Below are 21,501 nucleotides of genomic sequence, written 5' to 3'. Positions count from 1 at the left end.
CCACGGAGAGCGTGGGAACGATCAAAAGCCCCTCACCCCAGCCCTCTCCCAAAGGGAGAGGGAGCCGACCGAGGTGTCTCGCGTCCTACATCGACCTGAATGACCGAGTCGATTATGGATTCACTACAACGGGCTCAGGTCAGCGTCATTCCCAAGCATCCCCCAATCGGTTCCCTCTCCCTCCGGGAGAGGGCTAGGGTGAGGGTAGCTTTTGAACGTTACGCTCAGCGTAATGATTCACCGCCCAGCTTGATTGATGCCCTCACCGCACACGCCTAACTTGGCTCCACGACAGCGAACCCCGTGGAGTGAGCATGACAACAACAATTTCCCCCGACTCGCGCTGGACGCGGCGGCGTGACGAGAAGCAGCGCCGGCTCGACAAGGTGCGCGGGCTCGCCGATGGCGCGGTGTTGCCCAGCGACAAGATCGTCGCCGCGCTCGAAGCGCTGATCCATCCCGGCGACCGTGTGGTGCTGGAGGGCAACAACCAGAAGCAGGCGGATTTCCTCTCGCGTTCGCTGGCCAAGGCCGACCCGGCCAAGCTCCACGATCTGCACATGATCATGCCCAGCGTCGGCCGCTCCGAGCACCTTGATCTGTTCGAACGTGGCATTGCCCGCAAGCTCGATTTCTCCTTCGCCGGCACCCAGAGCCTGCGCATCAGCCAGTTGCTCGAAGATGGCTTGCTCGAAGTCGGCGCCATTCACACGTACATCGAACTCTACGCCCGCCTCGTCGTGGACCTGATCCCCAACGTTGTGCTCTCGGCCGGTTTCATGGCCGACCGCGCCGGCAACATCTACACCGGCCCGAGCACTGAAGACACCCCCGCACTGATCGAACCGGCGGCGTTCAGCGACGGTATCGTTATCGTCCAGGTCAACCAATTGGTCGATGACGTCAGCGAGCTGCCTCGCGTAGACATCCCGGCGTCGTGGGTCGATTTCGTTGTGGTCGCCGACAAGCCGTTCTACATCGAACCGCTGTTCACCCGCGACCCACGCCACATCAAGCCTGTGCACGTGCTGATGGCGATGATGGCGATTCGCGGGATCTACGAAAAACACAATGTGCAGTCACTCAACCACGGCATCGGTTTCAACACCGCCGCCATCGAACTGATCCTGCCGACCTACGGCGAATCCCTCGGTTTGAAAGGCAAGATCTGCCGCAACTGGACGCTCAACCCGCACCCGACGCTGATCCCGGCGATTGAAAGCGGCTGGGTCGAGAGCGTGCATTGCTTCGGCACCGAACTGGGCATGGAAAACTACATTGCCGCTCGGCCGGATGTGTTCTTCACTGGCCGCGACGGCTCGCTGCGTTCCAACCGCATGGTCTGCCAACTGGCCGGGCAATACGCGGTGGATCTGTTTATCGGCGCGACGTTGCAAGTCGACGGCGACGGCCATTCCTCGACGGTGACTCGGGGCCGTCTCGCCGGTTTCGGTGGTGCGCCAAACATGGGCCACGACCCGCGCGGCCGCCGTCACGGCACCCCGGCGTGGCTGGACATGCGCCACGCCGACGGGCCGCAACCGATGCTCGAACGCGGCAAGAAACTCGTGGTGCAAATGGTCGAGACCTTCCAGGAGGGCGGCAAACCGACCTTTGTCGAAACGCTCGACGCGGTGGAAGTGGCGAAGAAAAGCGGCATGCCGCTGGCGCCGATCATGATCTACGGCGACGACGTCACCCACCTGCTCACCGAAGAAGGCATCGCCTACCTGTACAAGGCGCGCTCGCTGGAAGAGCGCCAGGCGATGATCGCGGCGGTTGCCGGGGTTACCGCCATCGGCCTGCGGCACAACCCGAAAGACACCGAACGCATGCGCCGCGAAGGCCTGATCGCCTTGCCCGAAGACCTCGGCATCCGCCGCACCGACGCCACCCGCGAATTGCTCGCGGCGAAAAGCGTCGCCGATCTGGTCGAGTGGTCTGGTGGCCTGTACAACCCGCCCGCCAAATTCAGGAGCTGGTAATGCACGCATTCAACCTGCAAGCGAAACCGCTTTCTCTGGCTGATCGACTGGCCGATCTGGCAGTGGACGCGTTGATCGACGAAGCCGATCTGTCGCCGAAACCGGCGCTGGTCGACCGTCGTGGCAACGGCGCGCACACCGATCTGCACCTGGGCCTGATGCACGCGTCGGCGTTGGCCTTGTGGCCAGCGTTCAAGGAAATGGCTGAGGTGGCGCTGGAGCTGGGCGAAGTCGGTGTGCCGTTACGCGAAGCGATTGGCCGCATCGGCCGCGAGGGCGAGCAAGCCATGCTCGTGACCACCAACGGCGTCAACACCCATCGCGGTGCGATCTGGGCATTGGGGCTGTTGGTGACGGCCGCCGCGCTGCAACCGAAATCCATCGCCCTGTGTGCCGCACGCCTGGCACTGCTCGACGACCGCTACGCACCGACACCGCTCAGCCACGGCGCACAAGTCGCCCAGCGTTACGGCGCACGCGGTGCTCGCGAAGAAGCGCAACTGGGCTTCCCGTCCGTGCTGCAACGCGGCCTGCCGCAACTGCACAAAAGCCGCGCCAACGGCCACGGCGAGCAGAACGCCCGGCTCGATGCGTTGCTGGCGATCATGACCGAGCTGGCCGACACCTGCGTGCTCTACCGCGCCGGCGAGCCCGGTCTGCACGCCATGCAGGCCGGCGCGCAAGCGGTACTCGATGCCGGCGGCAGCGCCAGCCTCAGCGGTCGCCGGCGCCTGCACGAACTCGATCAACAACTCATCGCATTGAATGCCTCGCCCGGTGGCGCCGCTGACTTGCTCGCGGCCACGCTGCTGCTCGATCGCATCGAGCGCGACGGCATTGTTCAGGGAGCGTTTTGATGGAAAGCCTATCGTTTGAATTCCCCGCCGGGCAGCCGCCACGCGGGCGGGCGCTGGTCGGTTGTGTCGGCTCGGGTGATCTGGAAGTGCTGATCGAACCGGGTCTGGCCGGCAAGCTGACGATCAACGTGCAGACCTCGGTCAACGGCGCGCAGCAGCGCTGGCAGCACCTGTTTGCGCGGATGTTCGACGGCACCACGCCACCGGCGATGGCCATCGATATCCACGATTTCGGCGCGACGCCGGGGGTGGTGCGCTTGCGTCTGGAACAGGGTTTCGAGGAGATCGGCCATGACTGACAGCGCAGCGTTGCTGAACAAACACAGTTTCGTTGAACTTGGCGCACGGCAGCGGGCGAAAGCCTTGCTCGACGCCGGGACCTTTCGCGAACTGCTTGATCCGTTTCAACGGGTCATGTCGCCATGGCTTGAGCGCCAAGGTGTGGTGCCGCAAGCCGACGACGGCGTGATCATCGCCAAGGGCAGCCTCGACGGTTTGCCGGTGGTCATCGCAGCGATTGAAGGTGCGTTTCAGGGCGGCAGCCTTGGCGAAGTCGGCGGGGCGAAGATTGCCGGTGCGCTGGAACTGGCTGCCGAAGACAACCGCAACGGCATCCCCACCCGCGCGGTATTGCTGCTGGAAACCGGTGGCGTGCGCTTGCAGGAAGCCAATCTAGGGCTGGCGGCGATTGCCGATATTCACGCGGCGATTGTCGATCTGCAGCAATACCAACCGGTGGTCGGCGTGGTCGCCGGCAGCGTCGGTTGCTTCGGCGGCATGTCGATTGCTGCGGCGCTGTGCAGTTATTTGCTGGTGACCCAGGAAGCACGTCTCGGCCTGAACGGCCCGCAGGTGATCGAGCAGGAAGCCGGGATCGAGGAATACGACTCCCGCGACCGGCCCTTCATCTGGAGCCTGACCGGCGGCGAACAGCGTTTCAACACGGGACTAGTGGACCGTTATGTCGGCGATGATGTGGCGCAGATTCGCCAGCAGGTCGGTGAATTGCTCCAGCAAGGCTTGCCGGCACAGGCACGCAGTCAACGCGCCGAGTGGTTCCTGCAACGCCTCGGCAAGCTGAACACTGACCAGCAAATCGAACCGTCGGTGGTTCGCGATCTGTATCAAGGAGTGCGCTCATGAGCGGTTATTCATTGCGCGGTTTGCACTGGTTCAACGCCTTGAGCACCGGCGCTGAAAGCGTCGAAGGGTTGCCGCCGTCATTGAAAGCGGCCGACGCTGAGCTCGGGCGTTTTATCGCCGTGGTCGCCGACCCGGACAATCGTTTCCCCCGCGCCCGAAACGGCGAAGTCGGTTTGCTCGAAGGCTGGGGGCTGGCCAAGGCTGTGGATGACGCGATCAGCGCCGACCGCGACAACGCGAAGAAGCGCCCGATCATCGCCATCGTCGATGTACCGAGCCAGGCGTATGGCCGCCGCGAAGAAGCCCTCGGCATTCATCAGGCGCTCGCCGGCGCTGCGGACAGTTATGCCCGTGCACGCTTGGCCGGCCATCCGGTGATTGCGCTGCTGGTGGGCAAGGCCATGTCGGGTGCGTTTCTCGCCCATGGTTATCAGGCCAATCGCCTGATCGCGCTGCGCGACCCCGGCGTGATGGTCCACGCGATGGGCAAAGCCTCGGCGGCGCGGGTGACCTTGCGCAGTGTCGAGGAACTGGAAGCGCTGGCCTCGAGCGTGCCGCCGATGGCCTACGACATCGACAGCTACGCCAGCCTCGGCCTGCTCTGGGAAACCCTCTCGGTGCAGCAGATCGAACAACCGACGGCGGAAGATCTGACGCGCGTGAGTGAGTGCCTCAAGCAAGCGATCAACGACGTGGCCAGCAGTGATTTGAAAGGGCGCCTTGGTGCGAGTAATCGTGCCGCCTCCAGCCGCGTCCGCGAACTGCTGAGGGCGCAGTGGTGAACCTGCCCCTGGCCCACGATCTGCTCTGGGGCATGACCCCGGCGCAGTTGCCGGCGGATGCGCCGCAGTGGGCGGTCGCGGCGCTGGCGGCCGGGCAACCGGTGGTGGTGCGCCGGGCGGTGAGTGCTGACGGTTTTGTCGCGGTCGGCGTGCGCGGTGTGTTGCGTCAACAACGGCTGGCGGCATTTATGGCGCTGGATTCGATTGCCTGTCGAGTCAGTCCCGAAGCCCTTTGTCATGTTGAGTGTGAGCGAGATCTGCCGGTGATGCAGGCGCTCAAACAACTGCGGCCGATGCTCGATGACTGCCGTTGGGTCTGGGGTGTCAGCGGCAGTGTCGGGTTTGAATTGGCCAGTGGTTTCAGAGCAATGCATGCGGCCAGTGATCTCGATCTGATTCTGCGTGCGCCGCAGATGATCGGCCGTGATCAGGCGCGCGAACTGGTCGCGCTTTTAGATCAAACTGTGTGCCGGGTCGACATGCAATTGCAGACGCCGTTCGGCGCTGTGGCGTTGCGGGAATGGGCCAGCGGTTCGTTCCGAGTGCTGCTGAAAAATGCTTATCAGGCCTGTCTGGTGACGGATCCGTGGAACCCGCAGGAGCAGGCAGCGTGAGCAGCCTGTTGGTGTTTCCCGGCCAGGGCGCGCAGCAAGCGGGCATGCTCCAGCGTTTGCCAAGGGAAACGCTGGTCGAGGCCAGTGATGTACTGGGCGAAGATGTTGCGCTGCTGGATTCAGCCGAGGCATTGCGCACGACACGAGCGGTTCAGCTGTGCCTGCTGATCGCCGGTGTCGCTGCTTCGCGGCAGTTATTGCAGGATGAACTGACTGCGGATTACGTCGCCGGCCTGTCCATCGGCGCTTATCCGGCGGCGGTGGTGGCGGGGGTCTTGAGTTTCAGCGATGCGCTGCATCTGGTCAGTCTGCGCGGTGAGCTGATGCAACAAGCCTATCCACAGGGCTACGGCATGACCGCGATCATCGGCTTGCAGTTGTCCACAGTCGAAACCCTGCTGGCGCAAGTGCACAGCGAAGATGCGCCGGTGTATCTGGCCAACATCAACGCCGATAACCAAGTGGTGATTGCCGGCAGCGACAAGGCCATGCACGCGGTGGCCGAACTGGCACGCAGTCGCGGCGCCGGAGTGGCGAAACGGCTGGCGGTGAGCGTGCCGTCGCATTGCCCATTGCTGGAAAAACCGGCGCAGGCGCTTGCCGAAGCCTTCGCCAGGGTCGAACTTAAAACGCCACGGATCGGCTATCTCAGCGGCAGCCGCGCCCGCCCTGTGAGCAAAGTCGAAGCGCTGCGTGACGACCTCGCTTTCAACATGTGCCGCGTGGTGGACTGGCGCGGCACCGTGCAAAGCGCCTACGAGCGCGGCGTACGTCTACAGATCGAACTGCCGCCCGGTGCGGTGCTGACCGGGCTGGCGCGCCGGGTGTTCGAGCAGGGCACCGTCACTGCCTTCGACAGTGCCCGCCTCGATACCCTGCAAGCGCTGTTGCGCGAGGAGGGTGGCCGCCAACTCTAAAACCGCCGCGACTCAAGCTTCGAACAACAAAAACAACATTCGACGATGCACTTTGAGGACTACAACAATGATTATTTACGGTGTGGCATTTCTCGCCTTTTGCACGCTGGTCGGTATCTGGGTCGGTGAATTGCTCGGCAAGCTGATCGGAGTGCCGGCCAATGTCGGCGGTGTCGGTATTGCGATGCTGCTGTTGATCGGCCTGGGCAGCTATCTCTACAAGAGCGGCTGGCTCAAGGGCAAGACCGAGCAGGGCGTGGAGTTCTGGAGCGCGATCTACATCCCCATCGTGGTCGCCATGGCCGCGCAGCAGAATGTCTACGGTGCGCTGAAGGGCGGGCCGATGGCGATTCTCGCCGGCACCCTCGCCGTAGTGATCGCTTTTGCCCTGGTGCCGGTGCTGACGCGCATGGGCAACAAGCAAGAGACGCCGATTGCTCCTGCCAAGACTGCGGGGTAATCGCCATGTACGAATCAATGATGAAAGTGATCACCGGCTACGGTCTGATCAGCGGCTTTTTGATTGTCGGGCTGACCATGTGGGTGTCCTACTGGATGTCCAACACTTTCACCAAGGGCCGTCTGCACGGTTCGGCGATCGCCATTCTGCTCGGGCTGGTGCTGTCGTATATCGGCGGCGCACTGACCGGTGGGCAAAAAGGCGTGGTGGATATTCCCCTGCTGTCCGGCATCGGCCTGCTCGGTGGTGCGATGCTGCGGGATTTCGCGATTGTGGCGACGGCGTTTGGGGTGAGTGTCGATGAGCTCAAACGCGCCGGATTCGTCGGTGTGCTGGCGCTGTTTGTCGGCGTTGGCACCTCGTTCGTCGCCGGGGTCGGCGTGGCGATGGCGTTCGGCTACACCGATGCGGTGAGCCTGACCACCATTGGCGCGGGTGCCGTGACTTACATTGTCGGCCCGGTGACCGGCGCGGCGATTGGTGCCAGTTCCGAGGTGATGGCGCTGTCGATTGCGGCGGGGCTGATCAAGGCGATTCTGGTGATGGTGATGACACCGTTCGTGGCACCGATGATCGGCCTGAACAATCCGCGCAGCGCGGTGATTTTCGGTGGGTTGATGGGCACCTCCAGCGGCGTTGCCGGAGGTCTGGCGGCCACCGATCCGAAGCTGGTGCCGTACGGTTGCCTGACGGCGGCGTTCTACACCGCGCTCGGGTGTCTGCTGGGGCCTTCGCTGTTGTTTCTGGCGATGCGCGGGTTGATGGGTTAGTCAATTTAAGCTGCCCTCACCCTAACCCTCTCCCGGAGGGGAGAGGGGACTGACCGAGTTGTTTTGGCGTTATACATCGACCTGAAATTTCTAAGTCGAACTCAGGTTCTGAAAAAGCCCCCGATCTGCTCCCTTTCCCCCTCTACCCCTTGGGGGAGAGGGCTGGGGTGAGGGGGTAGCTCTTGATTTTGATCTTGATCTAAACCCCAGCCTGCCGATTGGCATACATCCGACACTCTGCCAGCAACGCCAGCAAATTCGGGTCACGCTCCTTGGCCTTCAGAAACACCACGCCAATGTGCTGCTGCAACCGGTACTTCTCCTGCAACGGAATCAGCTTCACCCGATTCTCGTACACCGCCGCAATCCGCCCCGGCAACAAGGCGTACCCCACCCCTGAGCTGACCATGCTCAGCAGGGTGAAGATGTCATTGACCTGCATCGCCACCTTCGGTTCGAACCCCGCTTGCTTGAATACCCGCACACCATCCTGATGCGTGGCGAAGCCCTGGGTCAGGGTGATGAAGGTTTCATCGCGCACTTCCGCCAGATCGACTTCACTGCGCTGAGCGAATTTTGAATCGGCCGGGGTGGCGAGGAAGATGTCGTCGGAGAACAGCGCAATCTGTTCGCAATCGGGGTCGTTGATGCTGTCGTCCAGCGACACCAGAATCGCGTCGACTTCCATGTTTTTCAGCTTGTAGAGCAGGTCGATGTTCGAGCCGAGGATCAGGTCGATGTTGAGTTCGCTGCGGCGGATTTTCAGGCCCATGATCAGCTGCGGCACGGTTTTCACCGTCAGCGAATACAGCGAGCCGAGCTTGAAGCGCTCGGCGGAGAACCCGGCGGCTTCGCGGGTCAGGCGCACGCTGTCGACGACGTCGTTGATCAGCTTCTGCGCACGTTCTTCCAGCACATAAGCGCTTTCCAGCGGCGTCAGGTTGCGCCCTTCGTGTTTGAACAGCGGGCAGCGCAGAGCATTTTCCAAAGAGTGAATGGCGCGGTGCACGCTGACGTTGCTGGTCTGCAGTTCAGCGGCGGCGCGGGCGAGGTTGCCGGTGCGCATGAAGGCGAGGAACACCTCGAGTTTTTTCAGGGTCAATTCTTCGTCGATCAGCATGGCGCGGACTCTTTTTTTTAATGCGCCGATTGTGCCCAATTCCCGCGGGCCGCGCAGGCGAGGTTGAACAGAAACATTGCGCTTTTACGCTCAAGGCCCGAGCCTTGCGAGCTGCGGTAACGAATGTGAGGTGAGCAATACATGTATCACGGGGAAAAACTCAACGCCTGGACCCATCTGGTCGGGGCCATCGCCGCGTTTATCGGCGGCGTGTGGATGCTGGTGATTGCCAGCCTCGACGGCAGTCCGTGGAAGATCGTCAGCGTAGCCATTTACGCCTTCACTTTGCTGGTGCTCTACAGCGCCTCGACCGTGTACCACAGCGTGCGCGGGCGCAAGAAAGCGATTATGAAGAAGGTCGATCATTTCTCGATCTACCTGTTGATCGCCGGCAGCTACACGCCGTTCTGTCTGGTGACGTTACGCGGGCCGTGGGGCTGGACGCTGTTCGGGATTGTCTGGGGGCTGGCGCTGATCGGCATCCTGCAAGAGATCAAACCGCGTTCCGAGGCGCGGATTCTGTCGATCGTGATTTACGCGGTGATGGGCTGGATCGTGCTGGTCGCGGTCAAACCGCTGATTGCCGCACTGGGCACAGCGGGGTTTGCCTGGCTGGCATCGGGCGGGGTTTTGTATACGGTGGGGATTATCTTTTTTGCCCTCGATCACCGCCTGCGGCATGCCCATGGCATCTGGCATCTGTTTGTGATCGCGGGAAGTCTGCTGCACTTTGTGGCGATTCTGTTTTATGTCCTGTAGCCCGGGTGACTGATCGTTCCCACGCTCTGCGTGGTAACGCCTCCTGTGACGCTCTGCGTCACGCTTTTTGGGACGCGGAGCGTCCCGGGCTGCATTCCCACGCAGAGCGTGGGAACGATCAGTCCGGCAAAAAGGTTTAGAAATCACCCCACAGTTGCTGGGCCACCGCCAACGCCACCACCGGCGCGGTCTCGGTGCGCAACACGCGCGGGCCGAGGCGGGCGGCGTGGAAGCCATTGCCTTTGGCCTGCTCGACTTCGCCATCCGTCAACCCACCTTCCGGTCCGATCAGAAACGCCAGCGTCGCCGGTTTGGCATGGCTGACCAGCGGTTCTGCGACCGGATGCAGCACCAGTTTCAATTCGGCTTCGGTCTGCTTGAGCCAGTCCGCCAGCAATACTGGTGGATGAATCACCGGCACCCGTGAACGCCCGCACTGTTCGCAGGCACTGATTGCCACTTGGCGCCAATGCAGCAAGCGCTTGTCGGCGCGTTCGTCCTTGAGCCGCACTTCGCAGCGTTCGCTGAAGATCGGGGTGATTTGCGTCACGCCGAGTTCAGTGGCTTTCTGAATCGCCCAGTCCATGCGCTCGCCCCGGGACAGGCCCTGGCCGAGGTGGATCTGCAGCGGCGATTCGATTTGTCCGGCGAACTGCTCGTCGATCTGCACGACCACGCGCTTCTTGCCGACTTCGACGAGCGATCCGCGAAACTCATGGCCGGAACCGTCGAACAACTGCACCGCATCGCCTTCGGCCATGCGCAGGACGCGGCTGATGTAATGCGCCTGAGCCTCCGGCAGTTCGTGTTCGCCAGTGCTCAGCGGGGCGTCGATAAAGAAGCGGGACAGTCTCATGCGGGGTCTCTGTAAAAAGTGTAAAAGTCTGGCGGCCCTATCGCTGGCAAGCCAGCTCCCACAAGGACTTGCGCAGGACCTGTGGGAGCTGGCTTGCCAGCGATGACGGTAGTCCGTTCACCGCTGAAGCTTAAGTGAAATAGATCAGCCCGGATCGCGGAAGCCGGGATGGAAGTCTTTCGGCACCGCAACACTGACGCTGTCACGCGTAGCAATATCAATACCTTCACTGGCCACTTCGGCGAGGAAGTCGATCTGCTCCGGGGTGATCACATACGGCGGCAGGAAATACACCACGCTGCCCAGCGGCCGCAACAACGCACCACGTTCCAGTGCATGCTGGAAAACCTTCAAGCCACGACGCTCCTGCCAAGGGTAGGCCTCTTTCGTGGCTTTATCCTTGACCATCTCGATGGCCAGGACCATGCCGGTCTGGCGCACTTCGGAGACGTTCGGGTGATCCACCAGATGCGCAGTCGCCGAGGCCATGCGCTGAGCCAGCGCCTGGTTGTTCGCGATGACGTTGTCCTGCTCGAAGATGTCCAGGGTCGCCAGTGCCGCAGCGCAGGCCAGCGGGTTGCCGGTGTAGCTGTGCGAATGGAGGAAGGCGCGCAGGGTCGGGTAGTCGTCGTAGAAGGCGCTGTAGACCTCGTCGGTGGTCAGGCACGCGGCCAGCGGCAGGTAGCCGCCGGTGAGGGCTTTCGACAGGCAGAGGAAGTCCGGGCGGATGCCGGCCTGTTCGCAGGCGAACATCGTTCCGGTGCGGCCGAAGCCGACGGCGATTTCGTCGTGGATCAGGTGCACGCCGTAACGGTCGCAGGCCTCGCGCAACAGCTTGAGGTAGACCGGGTGATACATGCGCATGCCGCCCGCGCCCTGAATCAACGGCTCGACGATTACTGCCGCGACGCTGTCATGATTCTCTGCCAGCGTCTGTTCCATGGCCGCGAACATATTGCGTGAGTGTTCTTCCCAGCTCATGCCGTCGGGCCGGCCGTAGCAATCCGGGCTCGGCACTTTGATGGTGTCCATCAGCAGCGCTTTGTAGGTCTCGGTGAACAGCGGCACATCGCCGACCGCCATCGCCGCCATGGTCTCGCCGTGGTAGCTGTTGGTCAGGGTGACGAAGCGCTTCTTGTTCGGCTGGCCGCGATTGAGCCAGTAGTGAAAGCTCATCTTCAGCGCGACTTCGATGCAGGACGAGCCGTTATCGGCGTAGAACACCCGGTTCAGGCCTTGCGGGGTCATCTTCACCAGGCGCTCGGACAGCTCGATCACCGGCTGGTGGCTGAAACCGGCAAGGATCACGTGTTCGAGTTGATCGACCTGATCCTTGATGCGCTGGTTGATGCGCGGGTTGGCGTGGCCGAACACGTTGACCCACCAGGAACTGACTGCGTCGAGGTAGCGCTTGCCTTCGAAGTCTTCGAGCCAGACGCCTTCGCCGCGCTTGATCGGGATCAGCGGCAGCTGTTCGTGGTCTTTCATCTGGGTGCAGGGATGCCACAACACCGCGAGATCGCGTTGCATCCACTGGTTATTCAGGCCCATTTACAGTCTCCTCGAGGCGGCTCGCGTCAGGCGCGGGCGAACAATCGCGCAAGCCTATGCAATGCATCGCGCGGGAACAACCCATTGTGTCGATTGAGCTACTTTGTCTGAGCCGATAGACGTCGCTGGCGGCGTTTTGATGGCTAACGTATTCTTCGCGGTTCTTTGAGTCGTCTGACTCGCAAAACTGCTTTTTTCCCACATGTTTTTCCGGAGTTCGCTGAATGTCTGTCGGTTGGCTGCGCGCCTGTGCGCTGGTGATGTTGGGGCTGTTCAGCGTTACGGCGCTGGCCAAGGATAAAACCGCAATCGTGATCGGCGGCGGCCTCTCGGGTCTGACCGCTGCTTACGAACTGCAGAACAAAGGCTGGCAGGTCACCCTGCTGGAAGCCAAACCGAGCCTGGGCGGGCGCTCGGGCATGGCCACCAGCGAGTGGATCGGCAACGACAAGACTCAGCCGGTGCTGAACAAGTACGTTTCGACCTTCAAGCTCGGCACCACGCCGGCGCCGGAATTTGTGCGTACGCCGGGTTATCTGATCGACGGCGATTATTTCTCCGCCGCTGATCTCGCCACTAAACAGCCAGCCACCGCCGATGCGCTCAAGCGCTACCAGAAAACCCTCGACGATCTGGCGCGCTCGATCGACGACCCGCAGAACCCGGCGGCGACCGCCACCCTGCATGCACTGGACCAGATCACCGTATCGAGCTGGCTCGACAAGCAGAACCTGCCGGCCACCGCGCGTCAGTTGATCAACCAGGACATTCGCACCCACTACGACGAACCTTCGCGTCTGTCGCTGCTGTATTTCGCTCAGCAGAACCGCGTCTATCGCGGCGTTTCCGACCGCGACCTGCGCGCCTCGCGTCTGGTCGGCGGCAGCCAGGTCCTGGCCCAGGCCTTCGTCAAACAGATCAAGACCATCAAGACCAGCTCGCCGGTCTCGGCCATCATCCAGGACAAGGACGGTGTGACCGTCAAAGTCGGCAGCGTCGGCTATCAGGCCGACTACGTTGTGCTGGCGGTACCGCTGCGCGCGCTGAACAAAATCGCCCTGACCCCTGCGCTGGATGCCCAGCATCTGGCGGCGATCAAAGGCACCAACTACGGCTGGCGCGACCAGATCATGCTGAAGTTCAAGACGCCAGTGTGGGAAAGCAAATCGCGCATGTCCGGCGAGATCTACAGCAATACCGGTCTGGGCATGCTCTGGATCGAACCGGCACTGAAGGGCGGCGCCAACGTGGTGATCAACCTGTCCGGCGATAACGCCCGTGTGATGCAGGCGTTCGGCGACAAGCAGATGGTCGATCAGGTGCTGATCCGTCTGCACGCGTTTTACCCACAGGCCCGTGGCTCGTTCACCGGTTATGAAATCCGTCGCTACAGCACCGACCCGTCGATGGGCGGCGCCTATCTGGCTTACGGCCCGGGGCAGATCAGCAAGTTCTGGCGCCTGTGGGAACGTCCGCTGCAACGCGTAGCGTTCGCCGGCGAACACACCGACACCTTGTACCCGGGCACCTTGGAAGGCGCACTGCGCACCGGCCAGCGCGCGGCTAGCCAGGTTGAAGATCTGGCGGCAGGCAAGTCGTTCGAACCGGCCAAAGTGGTTCCGGCTGCAGCTGCGGCAGGCGCGGCGGGTGCCGTGGCGGCGAAGAAGGGCAACTTCTTCAGCAACCTGTTCGGCGGTTCGGATGACGAGAAGAAGCCAGAGCCTGTGAAAGCGCCAGAGCCAGCACCTGCTCCGGTTGCTCCAGCGCCTGCGCCGACCCCGGCACCTGCGCCGGTGGAAGCACCGAAGCCAGCGGCCCCGGTAAAAGCCGAGCCAGCGAAGAAAGCAGCGGCCAAGCCAGCAGCGAAGAAGCCTGCGGCAAAAACCGAAACGAAAAAGCCGGCGGCCAAACCGGCGGCGAAGAAGGCTGAACCGGCGAAGAAGCCAGCGGCCAAGCCTGCTGCAACGACCGAGACCAAGGCGCAGTAAGGCTTTGTTCACATGAAAACGCGACCCTCCGGTCGCGTTTTTTTTTGCCCCGCATTTCAGTCCTTCGTCATCCGGTTACGGGACTTACCGGCGTACCGGAGCCTTCCCACAAGATGCTCGGAATGAGGTGATAGCCGCTGCCAGCGCGCCAATTTTATGCTGGAAAAAATTGGAGGCATGCTATGAAAACGCTTATCGCGATACTGGTTTTGATTGCACTTTCCGGATGTAGCAACGGGCAATTTTTCCCCGGCGGCTATGGTTCTGAACTGGCGCACAAGTGCCACATAGACCCCTACAGTGCCGAATGCCTGCAACCGCCGGCAGTACTCCATAACTGATCGGCCATGAATGGCTGGTCAGTCAAAACTCCCACTTGAAGAATTCTGTCCCGTTCGGCAGTTTCCTCAGCCACTTTTGCTTGGGTTTGCGCAGGCGCCCGGGAATGAAACCGAAACGCGCCCAGCGCAGACTGCCCGTGCGCTGGTCGTAAATCACCAGGTTTCCATCGTCCTGCACAGTCATGTATGTGTTGTACCAAAGCGACTTGTCGGTGCTGTGCGTGCTTTCCGCGATCCATAATCGTCGCCTGGAGGGGTCATAAAGAAAGCCGCTGTTGCTGATCACAAACTGCAGCGGCTCGCGCATCTTCTTCGGGTGCAAAGTTGCGCTGTAAGGTTGATTGGCGTCGGCGATCCAGATGATCGCCTCACCGTCCTTGAGCACGAGGTTCCCGTCGCTTTGCAGCATCAGACGAAATCGACCGTTCTCGGATTGCAGGAATTGGCCCGCAGACATCGTTTGATTGGGCGGCAGTACAGAAGAACCACTTGCTTGAAAGGGCGTATATCGCAGAGCCATGTTTTCGTGCCTGTTTGAATAATGAAAAGAAGCATCATTCGAGCAGGTTTGAATTGCGCATCAGCGGTACATAGTTATCAGGGTCGAGTTTCGCCGTATGCGTGTGCAGAGATGACGATGGTCAATGCAGCCCCCGTCATTTGTACAAGCGCTCTACGCAGGAATCGCCTTTAATGCTTCCTTAACACCCCGCTCGCAGACTCTTGATCGTATTTATCGATATTTCAAAGCAAAATTTTCCGCTTTAATTCGATAGATAACTCGCTAGTCTTGGTTCGCAGTTCTCACAGGATTTGGGCAATGCAGCTACGTAACTCTTCTTCGCGCTATGGTTGGGTCAGCATCTTCATGCACTGGGGCGTGGCGCTGGCGGCCTTCGGGCTGTTTGCGCTGGGTCTGTGGATGGTTGGGCTGGATTACTACAGCACTTGGCGCAAAGACGCGCCGGACCTGCACAAGAGCATCGGTCTGGTGCTGCTTGGTGTGATGGTGTTGCGGGTGCTGTGGCGCTTCATCAGCCCACCGCCGCCAACGCTGCAAAGCTACAGCCGCATGACCCGTATCGGCGCTAAATTCGGCCACGGGTTTCTGTATCTGGCGCTGTTCGCTGTGATGATTGCCGGTTACCTGATTTCCACCGCAGACGGTGTCGGGATCCCGGTGTTTGGCCTGTTTGAAGTACCTGCTCTGCTCTCCGGACTACCGGATCAGGCAGATACCGCTGGGGTGATTCATCTGTGGCTGGCGTGGGCACTGGTAATTTTTTCCGGTCTCCATGCGTTGGCAGCATTGAAGCACCACTTTATCGATCGTGATGCGACCCTCACTCGAATGCTCGGTCGCAAAGCCTGAAATTCAACCTCGACTCAAAGGAAAAGAAAGCATGTTGAAAAAGACTCTGGCCGCTCTGGCAATCGGTTCGGCCGTGCTGTCCGCCAACGTAATGGCTGCTGACTATGTAGTAGACAAGGAAGGCCAGCACGCCTTCGTCGACTTCAAGATCAGCCACTTGGGCTACAGCTACATCACCGGTACCTTCAAGGACATCGACGGCAAGTTCAGCTTCGACGCTGCCAAGCCTGAAGACAGCAAGATCGAGTTCAACGTCAACACTGCCAGCGTGTTCACCAACCACGCCGAGCGCGACAAGCACATCGCCAGCGCTGACTTCCTCAACGCCAGCAAGTTCGGCAAGGCTACTTTCGTATCCACCAGCGTCAAGTCCACCGGTGCGAACACCGCTGACGTGACCGGCGACCTGACCCTGCTGGGCGTGACCAAGCCAGTTGTCGTCAAGGCCACCTTCCTGGGCGAAGGCAAGGATCCATGGGGCGGCTACCGTGCCGGCTTCGAAGGCACCACCACCATCAAGCGTTCCGATTTCGGCAAGCAGAAAGACCTCGGTCCGAAGTCCGACGCGGTCGAGTTGTATGTTTCGTTCGAAGGTGTGAAAGCGAAATAAACTTCGCCGCCACATGAAAACGCCCCCGGTCGAAAGGCCGGGGGCGTTTTTTATTGCTGTAACACGCTATTCCGTGTGGGAGCGAGCCTGCTCGCGAAAGCGGTGTGTCAATCGGCAAAGATTCAGCTGACCCGCCGCCTTCGCGAGCAGGCTCGCTCCCACAGGGGTATTGCGGTGTGGCAGAGATAATCGAGGTAAAAAAATGCCCCGGCTCTTTCGAGTCGGGGCATTTTTCATGACGGTATGAAACTCAGCGATTGCGGGTCAGCAGTGCTGGTTTCTCGCCACGCGGGCGGCTTGGCAGTTGATCGAGTTGCTCAGGCGTCGGGAAGCGGTCGGCTTTCGATTCCTTGTGCATGATCTTCGGACCGTTGCTGCGCGGATTCTGCACGGCCGGTTCGCTGCGAGGCTGATCGTCACGGGCCGGGCGGCGATTGCGCGGCGCGGATTCGTCGCGACGACCCTGACCGTCACGCGGAGCGCCATTGCGCGGGCCGCTGCGTTTGGCCGGTGGCGTGCCGGTGCTCGAACCGTTGCTGTTGCGCGGACCGTTCTGGCGACCCTGTGGCTGACCACCGCGTGGTGCGCCCGCGCCTTGCGCCGGTGCGCCCGGACGACGGCCACGGCCACCGGCAGGAGCGGCTTTCGGCACGTAGTCGACGCGGTTACCGAAGTTATCGATATCGTCGTCAAGGAATTCGTCCGGGGCACGGTCAGCCGCTGCACGCGGTGGCTGGCTCGGGCGCTGTTCGCGGCTCGGGGTGCCTTCGCGCGGTTTCTGCTGACGGGCAGGGCGCTCGCCACGTTCACCGGCCGGCTTTTCCTTGCCCTTGTCTTTGCCTTTGTCCTTGCGACCGCCGCCACCGCCGCCGCCATTCGGGCCGTCGCCACGCGGGCCACGGGAATTGCGCGGGTTGCGGATGTCCGGACGCTCGCGGGCTTCCGGCTTCTCGGCTTCGATGGTGCTGGAGTCGAAGCCCATCAGATCGCCGTCGGCAATCTTCTGCTTGGTCATGCGCTCGATGCTTTTCAGCAGTTTTTCTTCGTCCGGCGCGACCAGCGAGATCGCCTCGCCCGAACGACCGGCGCGGCCGGTACGGCCGATACGGTGCACATAGTCTTCATCGACGTTCGGCAGCTCGAAGTTGACCACATGCGGCAACTGATCGATGTCCAGGCCACGGGCAGCGATGTCGGTGGCAACCAGAATGCGTACTTCGCCGGCCTTGAAGTCGGCCAGGGCTTTGGTGCGCGCGTTCTGGCTCTTGTTACCGTGGATTGCCACAGCCGGCAGGCCGTGTTTGTCCAGGTATTCAGCGAGACGGTTGGCGCCGTGCTTGGTGCGGGTAAAAACCAGTACCTGTTCCCACGCGCCGGCGGTGATCAGGTGCGCCAGCAGCGCACGCTTGTGGCTGGCCGGCAGGCGGAACACGCGTTGTTCGATGCGCTCGACCGTGGTGTTTGGCGGCGTCACTTCGATGCGTTCCGGGTTGTGCAGCAGCTTGCCGGCGAGGTCGGTGATGTCTTTGGAGAAGGTCGCCGAGAACAGCAGGTTCTGACGCTTGGCCGGCAGACGCGCGAGGACTTTCTTCACGTCGTGGACAAAACCCATGTCGAGCATGCGGTCGGCTTCGTCGAGAACGAGAATTTCCACGTGGGACAGATCGACGCTGCCCTGGCCGGCGAGGTCGAGCAAGCGACCCGGGCAGGCGACGAGAACGTCGACGCCACGGGACATGGCCTGGACCTGCGGGTTCATGCCGACGCCGCCGAAGATGCAGGCGCTGACGAATTTCAGGTCACGGGCGTAGATCTTGAAGCTCTCGTGCACCTGGGCCGCGAGTTCGCGGGTCGGGGTCAGGACCAGCACGCGCGGTTGGCGCGGGCCGTGACGCTGGGATTTGTCCGGGTGACCGTTGGGGAACAACCGCTCCAGAATCGGGAGGGCGAAGCCGCCGGTTTTACCGGTACCTGTCTGAGCCGCCACCATCAGGTCGCGACCTTGCAACACGGCGGGAATGGCCCGCTGTTGCACCGGAGTAGGCTCGGTATAGCCCGCATCTTCGATGGCACGGACTAAAGCCTCGGAGAGACCGAGGGAAGCAAAGGACATGAGTAATCCTGTTTTAGTTAGGGCTTGGCCCAATGGGAGTCTTGCCTGGCGCGAATCACGTTTAAGAGGACGCAATCCCGTCCGGTCCAGCGGCGGTTCCGAAGGCACGTCAGGAGCGCTCGCGCGGGCTGAAAGCTGCGCTGTAGCGGGTCGAGAGGCCTGTTACGGTTCCGGGCGTCCGGGCGTGAGCCTGGCGGGAACGCCGGAGTATAACAGAGCAATCACTGCGCGCTGCTTTCCTGCTGCTCAACGGTTTCGCCGCTGGCCGTGGCCGAGCGCAGTGATGCGCTATCGACAGGCGCGGCACCGTAGCGCGCGCTGAGCTCGGCGTAGGCCGGTTCGCGCTTGAAACGCTTGAGCTCGGCACCGAAACGCTGCACCAGCAAATCCATGCCGGCATTGCGCCGAACTGCTAGAAACTGGCTCTGGCGGCTGATAACCGTCGGGTTTTCCGTGATCAGATCGCGAATATTCAGCTCATCGAGCAAATGCTGACCGACGCGGCGATCGGTGATCAGCAGGTCGATCCGCCCGCGCACCAGTTTGCCGAAATTGGCTTCATGAGTTGGCGCCGGCTCACGGGTAAACAGGTCCGACTGGCTGAAGTCAGGGCTGTACAGATAACCCGGCGAGGTGCCGATGGTCAGGCCTTTGAGTTGTTCGAGGGTGTTGAATGGATGCGGCCGCTCGTTGGCGTAGAACATCACGAATTCGACGTCGGACAGCGGTTCGCTGGGGTAGAGCAGAGTGGCGTCGCGTTCGGCGCTGTGAAAGATGTCCAGCGCACCGTCGGCTTGACCGGTCTCGAGCATCGACAGGCAGCGCTTCCACGGCAGGAACTGCCATTCCACTTCAATGCCCAGGCGCTGGAACACGATGGCGGTGGTTTCGTAGTCAAGACCGAGGTTTTTACCACCCTGTTCGTAGACGTAAGGCGCCCACGGCTCGGTGACAATACGCAACTTCTCCCCCCGAGCGGCGACGCTCAGGCAAGTCAGAAGAATAACGCTCAGCAGTTGGGCAATAAGGGGCATGGCCTGAGGTTAGTACGCGAAACGCCTGATGAGAAGCTCTGGCATGCATGTTTCGCGCAGACCCCGGGCGCAATGGCCGCGATGGCCTTATTTGCTTGCGGTTTTCAGCAGGTGTTGGTGGACCTTCGCGTGACGCGAACCAAGGATCCGCTTGACCAGGCCGCGACTGAACCAGTCCCTGAGCAAGTGCCTGCAAACCGGCTTGCCGATGCGTTGCTGCTGGTTTTCCAGCGCCTTGTCCCACCAGACCGCTGCACACGCCTGATCGAACTCGTTGGGATGTTCATAGCAGCCGTAAAGGATTTCGCGAATGAACTGACGCAGATGTGCCGGCAGCAGCAACGTGACGAGCTTGTAGAACATCCGCTGCAGTCGCGGTGGTCGAGGCAGTTGCGGTGATACACGTCGGGTGTCGTCCAGTGCAGCCTCGCCGGTCGGGTTGTCGCCATGTTTGGCGACCCAGGCCTGAACCTTGGCCCTGAACAGGTGCTTGCGGCTCCAGTAATGGTGAATCAGATCCGGGCACTTGTTGACGTCCAGCGTGCGGTAGGCGGCCACTGACAGGCAGAACTCTTCGAGGGTGTAGGCGCCCTGTGCCGACGGGAACAGCTCATCGATCAAAGCGATGGAGCGGTCGAGCACGTGAGCGTCCTGGCGGTGCAAGCCGATGACGCCGGAGTTGAGCAGGCGCATGTGATCGTCAGTCAGGCCTTTGTCCAGCAGTGTTGCCGACAGCGTGCGATAGAGCAGGCTCATCTTGTTGTCGCCATAGCGGGCGTAGTAGTCGTTGCACAGCAGGGTGCCGGGCTGCACCCGCTCGAACAGTTTGAGCGGCGAGCAGTGGAAGAACGTGTCGGTGTCGATCAACAGCGCCGTTTCATGCTCTTCAAGTACCGAGCGCAAAGCGACATGTTTGATGCGGAAATGATAACCGTGGGGCTCGCTCCATTTCTGGCGCGTTTCGGCGTCCAGCGGGCGAACGCGTACGGGGAGATGTGCATAGGGTTGCGGATTGTCGCTGAAGACCTGGATATCGATCGGGGCATCCGGTGTCTCGCGCAACCACGCCAGAGCACTGGCGATGCTGAAAACAGCTTCCTGATGGTAAGTCTCGGCACCGAAAACCAGATAGACCAGTTGAGGGCGTGTTTTTGTTTGCGCGCAGATCATCGACGACAATATTCCATTTGTGCTTTTCAGTGAAAAGGCCCGGTGAGGGCCTTTTTTATCGCATGGAAAACCTTCAGCGCGGCAGCTTCAGGTTGTTCCAGATCGCCAGGCTAGGTTCGGCCTGGTTCATCGAGTAGAAGTGCAGCCCCGGTGCGCCGCCCTGCAGCAGGCGTTCGCACATTTCGCTGACGACTTGTTCGCCAAAGCTTTGAATGCTTCGCGTGTCATCGCCGTAGGCTTCCAGTTGCTTGCGGATCCAGCGCGGGATTTCCGCACCGCAGGCATCGGAGAAGCGCGCGAGTTTGCTGTAGTTGGTGATCGGCATGATCCCCGGCACGATCGGCAGATCCACGCCCAGCGCCTGCAAACGGTCGACGAAGTAGAAGTAGCTGTCGGCGTTGAAGAAGTACTGGGTGATCGCGCTGTCGGCACCGGCCTTTGCCTTGCGCACGAAGTTGGCGAGATCGTCTTCGTAGTTGCGTGCTTGCGGATGCATCTCCGGGTAAGCCGCGACTTCGATATGGAAATGATCGGCGGTTTCTTCACGAATGAATTCCACCAGTTCATTGGCGTGACGCAGCTCACCGCTGGTCATGCCCATGCCGGACGGCAGGTCGCCACGCAGGGCAACGATGCGCTTGATGCCGGCAGCCTTGTATTCGTTCAGCAGGCCGCGCAGGTCGTCCTTGCTGTCACCGACGCACGACAGGTGCGGTGCGGCGGGTACTTTGACCTCGCTTTCCAGCTGCAACACGGTGTTGAGCGTGCGATCACGGGTCGAACCGCCAGCGCCGTAGGTGCAGGAAAAGAAATCAGGATTGTAGGTGGCCAACTGGCGGGCAGTGGCGAGCAGCTTTTCTTGCCCGGCATCGGTCTTGGTCGGGAAAAACTCGAAGCTGTAGCGACGGTCTTGGGACATGGTCATACCCTTGGAAACAAGTACCTTCGAGGCGCTGCAATCCGGTGTGGGAGCGAGCCTGCTCGCGAAAGCGCAGGGTCAGACAACACGGATGTTGAATGATAAGCCGCCTTCGCGAGCAAGCTCGCTCCCACAGGGAG

21 protein-coding genes are annotated in these 21,501 nt (G+C 61.3%); 13 read left to right on the top strand and 8 right to left on the bottom strand.

What is annotated here, in order from left to right; all coding sequences use genetic code 11:
• Positions 1–314 precede the first annotated feature (314 nt).
• From mdcA to madM, 9 genes are all read left to right on the top strand, one after another.
• Positions 315–1,985, top strand: coding sequence for a malonate decarboxylase subunit alpha (gene mdcA / locus AB4N41_RS06930; protein WP_016772750.1), 1,671 nt, complete (start codon positions 315–317; stop codon positions 1,983–1,985).
• Positions 1,985–2,842 (top strand): triphosphoribosyl-dephospho-CoA synthase, encoded by an 858-nt coding sequence (locus tag AB4N41_RS06925; protein ID WP_252877047.1) that lies wholly within the window; start codon positions 1,985–1,987, stop codon positions 2,840–2,842. Before mdcA ends, AB4N41_RS06925 begins: the two co-directional genes overlap by 1 nt.
• Positions 2,842–3,141, top strand: a complete 300-nt coding sequence (locus tag AB4N41_RS06920; protein ID WP_056786420.1) for a malonate decarboxylase subunit delta — start codon at positions 2,842–2,844, stop codon at positions 3,139–3,141. The genes AB4N41_RS06925 and AB4N41_RS06920 overlap by 1 nt, the downstream gene beginning before the upstream one ends.
• The gene (locus tag AB4N41_RS06915; RefSeq protein WP_252877046.1) at positions 3,134–3,985 is read left to right on the top strand and encodes a biotin-independent malonate decarboxylase subunit beta; all 852 of its coding nucleotides are present in this window, start codon (positions 3,134–3,136) and stop codon (positions 3,983–3,985) included. Before AB4N41_RS06920 ends, AB4N41_RS06915 begins: the two co-directional genes overlap by 8 nt.
• Positions 3,982–4,767, top strand: coding sequence for a biotin-independent malonate decarboxylase subunit gamma (gene mdcE, locus AB4N41_RS06910; protein ID WP_252877045.1), 786 nt, complete (start codon positions 3,982–3,984; stop codon positions 4,765–4,767). Before AB4N41_RS06915 ends, mdcE begins: the two co-directional genes overlap by 4 nt.
• A complete protein-coding gene (locus AB4N41_RS06905; protein ID WP_252877044.1) occupies positions 4,761–5,381 on the top strand; it encodes a malonate decarboxylase holo-ACP synthase in 621 nt (206 codons plus the stop codon). Before mdcE ends, AB4N41_RS06905 begins: the two co-directional genes overlap by 7 nt.
• The gene (gene mdcH, locus AB4N41_RS06900; protein ID WP_252877043.1) at positions 5,378–6,298 is read left to right on the top strand and encodes a malonate decarboxylase subunit epsilon; all 921 of its coding nucleotides are present in this window, start codon (positions 5,378–5,380) and stop codon (positions 6,296–6,298) included. The genes AB4N41_RS06905 and mdcH overlap by 4 nt, the downstream gene beginning before the upstream one ends.
• 67 nt (positions 6,299–6,365) lie before the next feature.
• Positions 6,366–6,758: a malonate transporter subunit MadL gene (madL, locus tag AB4N41_RS06895; protein WP_016772756.1), complete on the top strand. Its 393-nt coding sequence runs from the start codon at positions 6,366–6,368 to the stop codon at positions 6,756–6,758.
• A 5-nt stretch (positions 6,759–6,763) separates the two neighbouring features.
• On the top strand, positions 6,764–7,528 hold the full coding sequence (gene madM, locus AB4N41_RS06890; RefSeq protein WP_041476796.1) for a malonate transporter subunit MadM: 765 nt from the start codon (positions 6,764–6,766) through the stop codon (positions 7,526–7,528).
• A gap of 199 nt (positions 7,529–7,727) precedes the next feature.
• Here madM and AB4N41_RS06885 read toward each other — a convergent pair whose 3' ends face one another.
• A complete protein-coding gene (locus tag AB4N41_RS06885) occupies positions 7,728–8,648 on the bottom strand; it encodes a LysR family transcriptional regulator (RefSeq protein ID WP_056786436.1) in 921 nt (306 codons plus the stop codon).
• 141 nt (positions 8,649–8,789) lie between these two features.
• Between AB4N41_RS06885 and trhA the strand changes: the two genes are divergently transcribed.
• Complete coding sequence (gene trhA / locus AB4N41_RS06880; protein ID WP_039757573.1) at positions 8,790–9,407, top strand: PAQR family membrane homeostasis protein TrhA; 618 nt, start codon at positions 8,790–8,792, stop codon at positions 9,405–9,407.
• Between the two features lie 136 nt (positions 9,408–9,543).
• On the opposite strand, the gene AB4N41_RS06875 is transcribed toward trhA, so the two are convergent.
• Positions 9,544–10,263 (bottom strand): 16S rRNA (uracil(1498)-N(3))-methyltransferase, encoded by a 720-nt coding sequence (locus AB4N41_RS06875; RefSeq protein ID WP_056786439.1) that lies wholly within the window; start codon positions 10,261–10,263, stop codon positions 9,544–9,546.
• A gap of 144 nt (positions 10,264–10,407) precedes the next feature.
• Complete coding sequence (locus tag AB4N41_RS06870; protein WP_252877042.1) at positions 10,408–11,814, bottom strand: adenosylmethionine--8-amino-7-oxononanoate transaminase; 1,407 nt, start codon at positions 11,812–11,814, stop codon at positions 10,408–10,410.
• A 224-nt stretch (positions 11,815–12,038) separates the two neighbouring features.
• Here AB4N41_RS06870 and AB4N41_RS06865 point away from each other — a divergent pair, with 224 nt between their 5' ends.
• The gene (locus AB4N41_RS06865) at positions 12,039–13,802 is read left to right on the top strand and encodes a flavin monoamine oxidase family protein (protein ID WP_252877041.1); all 1,764 of its coding nucleotides are present in this window, start codon (positions 12,039–12,041) and stop codon (positions 13,800–13,802) included.
• A 363-nt stretch (positions 13,803–14,165) separates the two neighbouring features.
• Here AB4N41_RS06865 and llpB read toward each other — a convergent pair whose 3' ends face one another.
• Positions 14,166–14,663 (bottom strand): lectin-like bacteriocin LlpB, encoded by a 498-nt coding sequence (llpB, locus tag AB4N41_RS06860; RefSeq protein WP_252877040.1) that lies wholly within the window; start codon positions 14,661–14,663, stop codon positions 14,166–14,168.
• A 300-nt stretch (positions 14,664–14,963) separates the two neighbouring features.
• On the opposite strand from llpB, the gene AB4N41_RS06855 reads away from it, so the two are divergent.
• Positions 14,964–15,515: a cytochrome b gene (locus tag AB4N41_RS06855; RefSeq protein WP_252877039.1), complete on the top strand. Its 552-nt coding sequence runs from the start codon at positions 14,964–14,966 to the stop codon at positions 15,513–15,515.
• 31 nt (positions 15,516–15,546) lie between these two features.
• The gene (locus AB4N41_RS06850) at positions 15,547–16,125 is read left to right on the top strand and encodes a YceI family protein (RefSeq protein WP_039757580.1); all 579 of its coding nucleotides are present in this window, start codon (positions 15,547–15,549) and stop codon (positions 16,123–16,125) included.
• 250 nt (positions 16,126–16,375) lie between these two features.
• Here AB4N41_RS06850 and AB4N41_RS06845 read toward each other — a convergent pair whose 3' ends face one another.
• The 4 genes from AB4N41_RS06845 to metF form a co-directional block, all read right to left on the bottom strand.
• On the bottom strand, positions 16,376–18,238 hold the full coding sequence (locus AB4N41_RS06845) for a DEAD/DEAH box helicase (RefSeq protein ID WP_016772767.1): 1,863 nt from the start codon (positions 18,236–18,238) through the stop codon (positions 16,376–16,378).
• 221 nt (positions 18,239–18,459) lie between these two features.
• Positions 18,460–19,272 (bottom strand): substrate-binding periplasmic protein, encoded by an 813-nt coding sequence (locus AB4N41_RS06840; protein WP_252868412.1) that lies wholly within the window; start codon positions 19,270–19,272, stop codon positions 18,460–18,462.
• An 87-nt stretch (positions 19,273–19,359) separates the two neighbouring features.
• A complete protein-coding gene (locus AB4N41_RS06835) occupies positions 19,360–20,442 on the bottom strand; it encodes a hypothetical protein (RefSeq protein WP_056786451.1) in 1,083 nt (360 codons plus the stop codon).
• Between the two features lie 73 nt (positions 20,443–20,515).
• Positions 20,516–21,361, bottom strand: a complete 846-nt coding sequence (metF, locus tag AB4N41_RS06830) for a methylenetetrahydrofolate reductase [NAD(P)H] (RefSeq protein ID WP_056786871.1) — start codon at positions 21,359–21,361, stop codon at positions 20,516–20,518.
• Between the last annotated feature and the right edge of the window lie 140 nt (positions 21,362–21,501).

The sequence above is a fragment of the Pseudomonas sp. S2_A10 genome (genome assembly GCF_054668465.1).
This window is presented reverse-complemented; position numbering and strand designations above follow the sequence as displayed.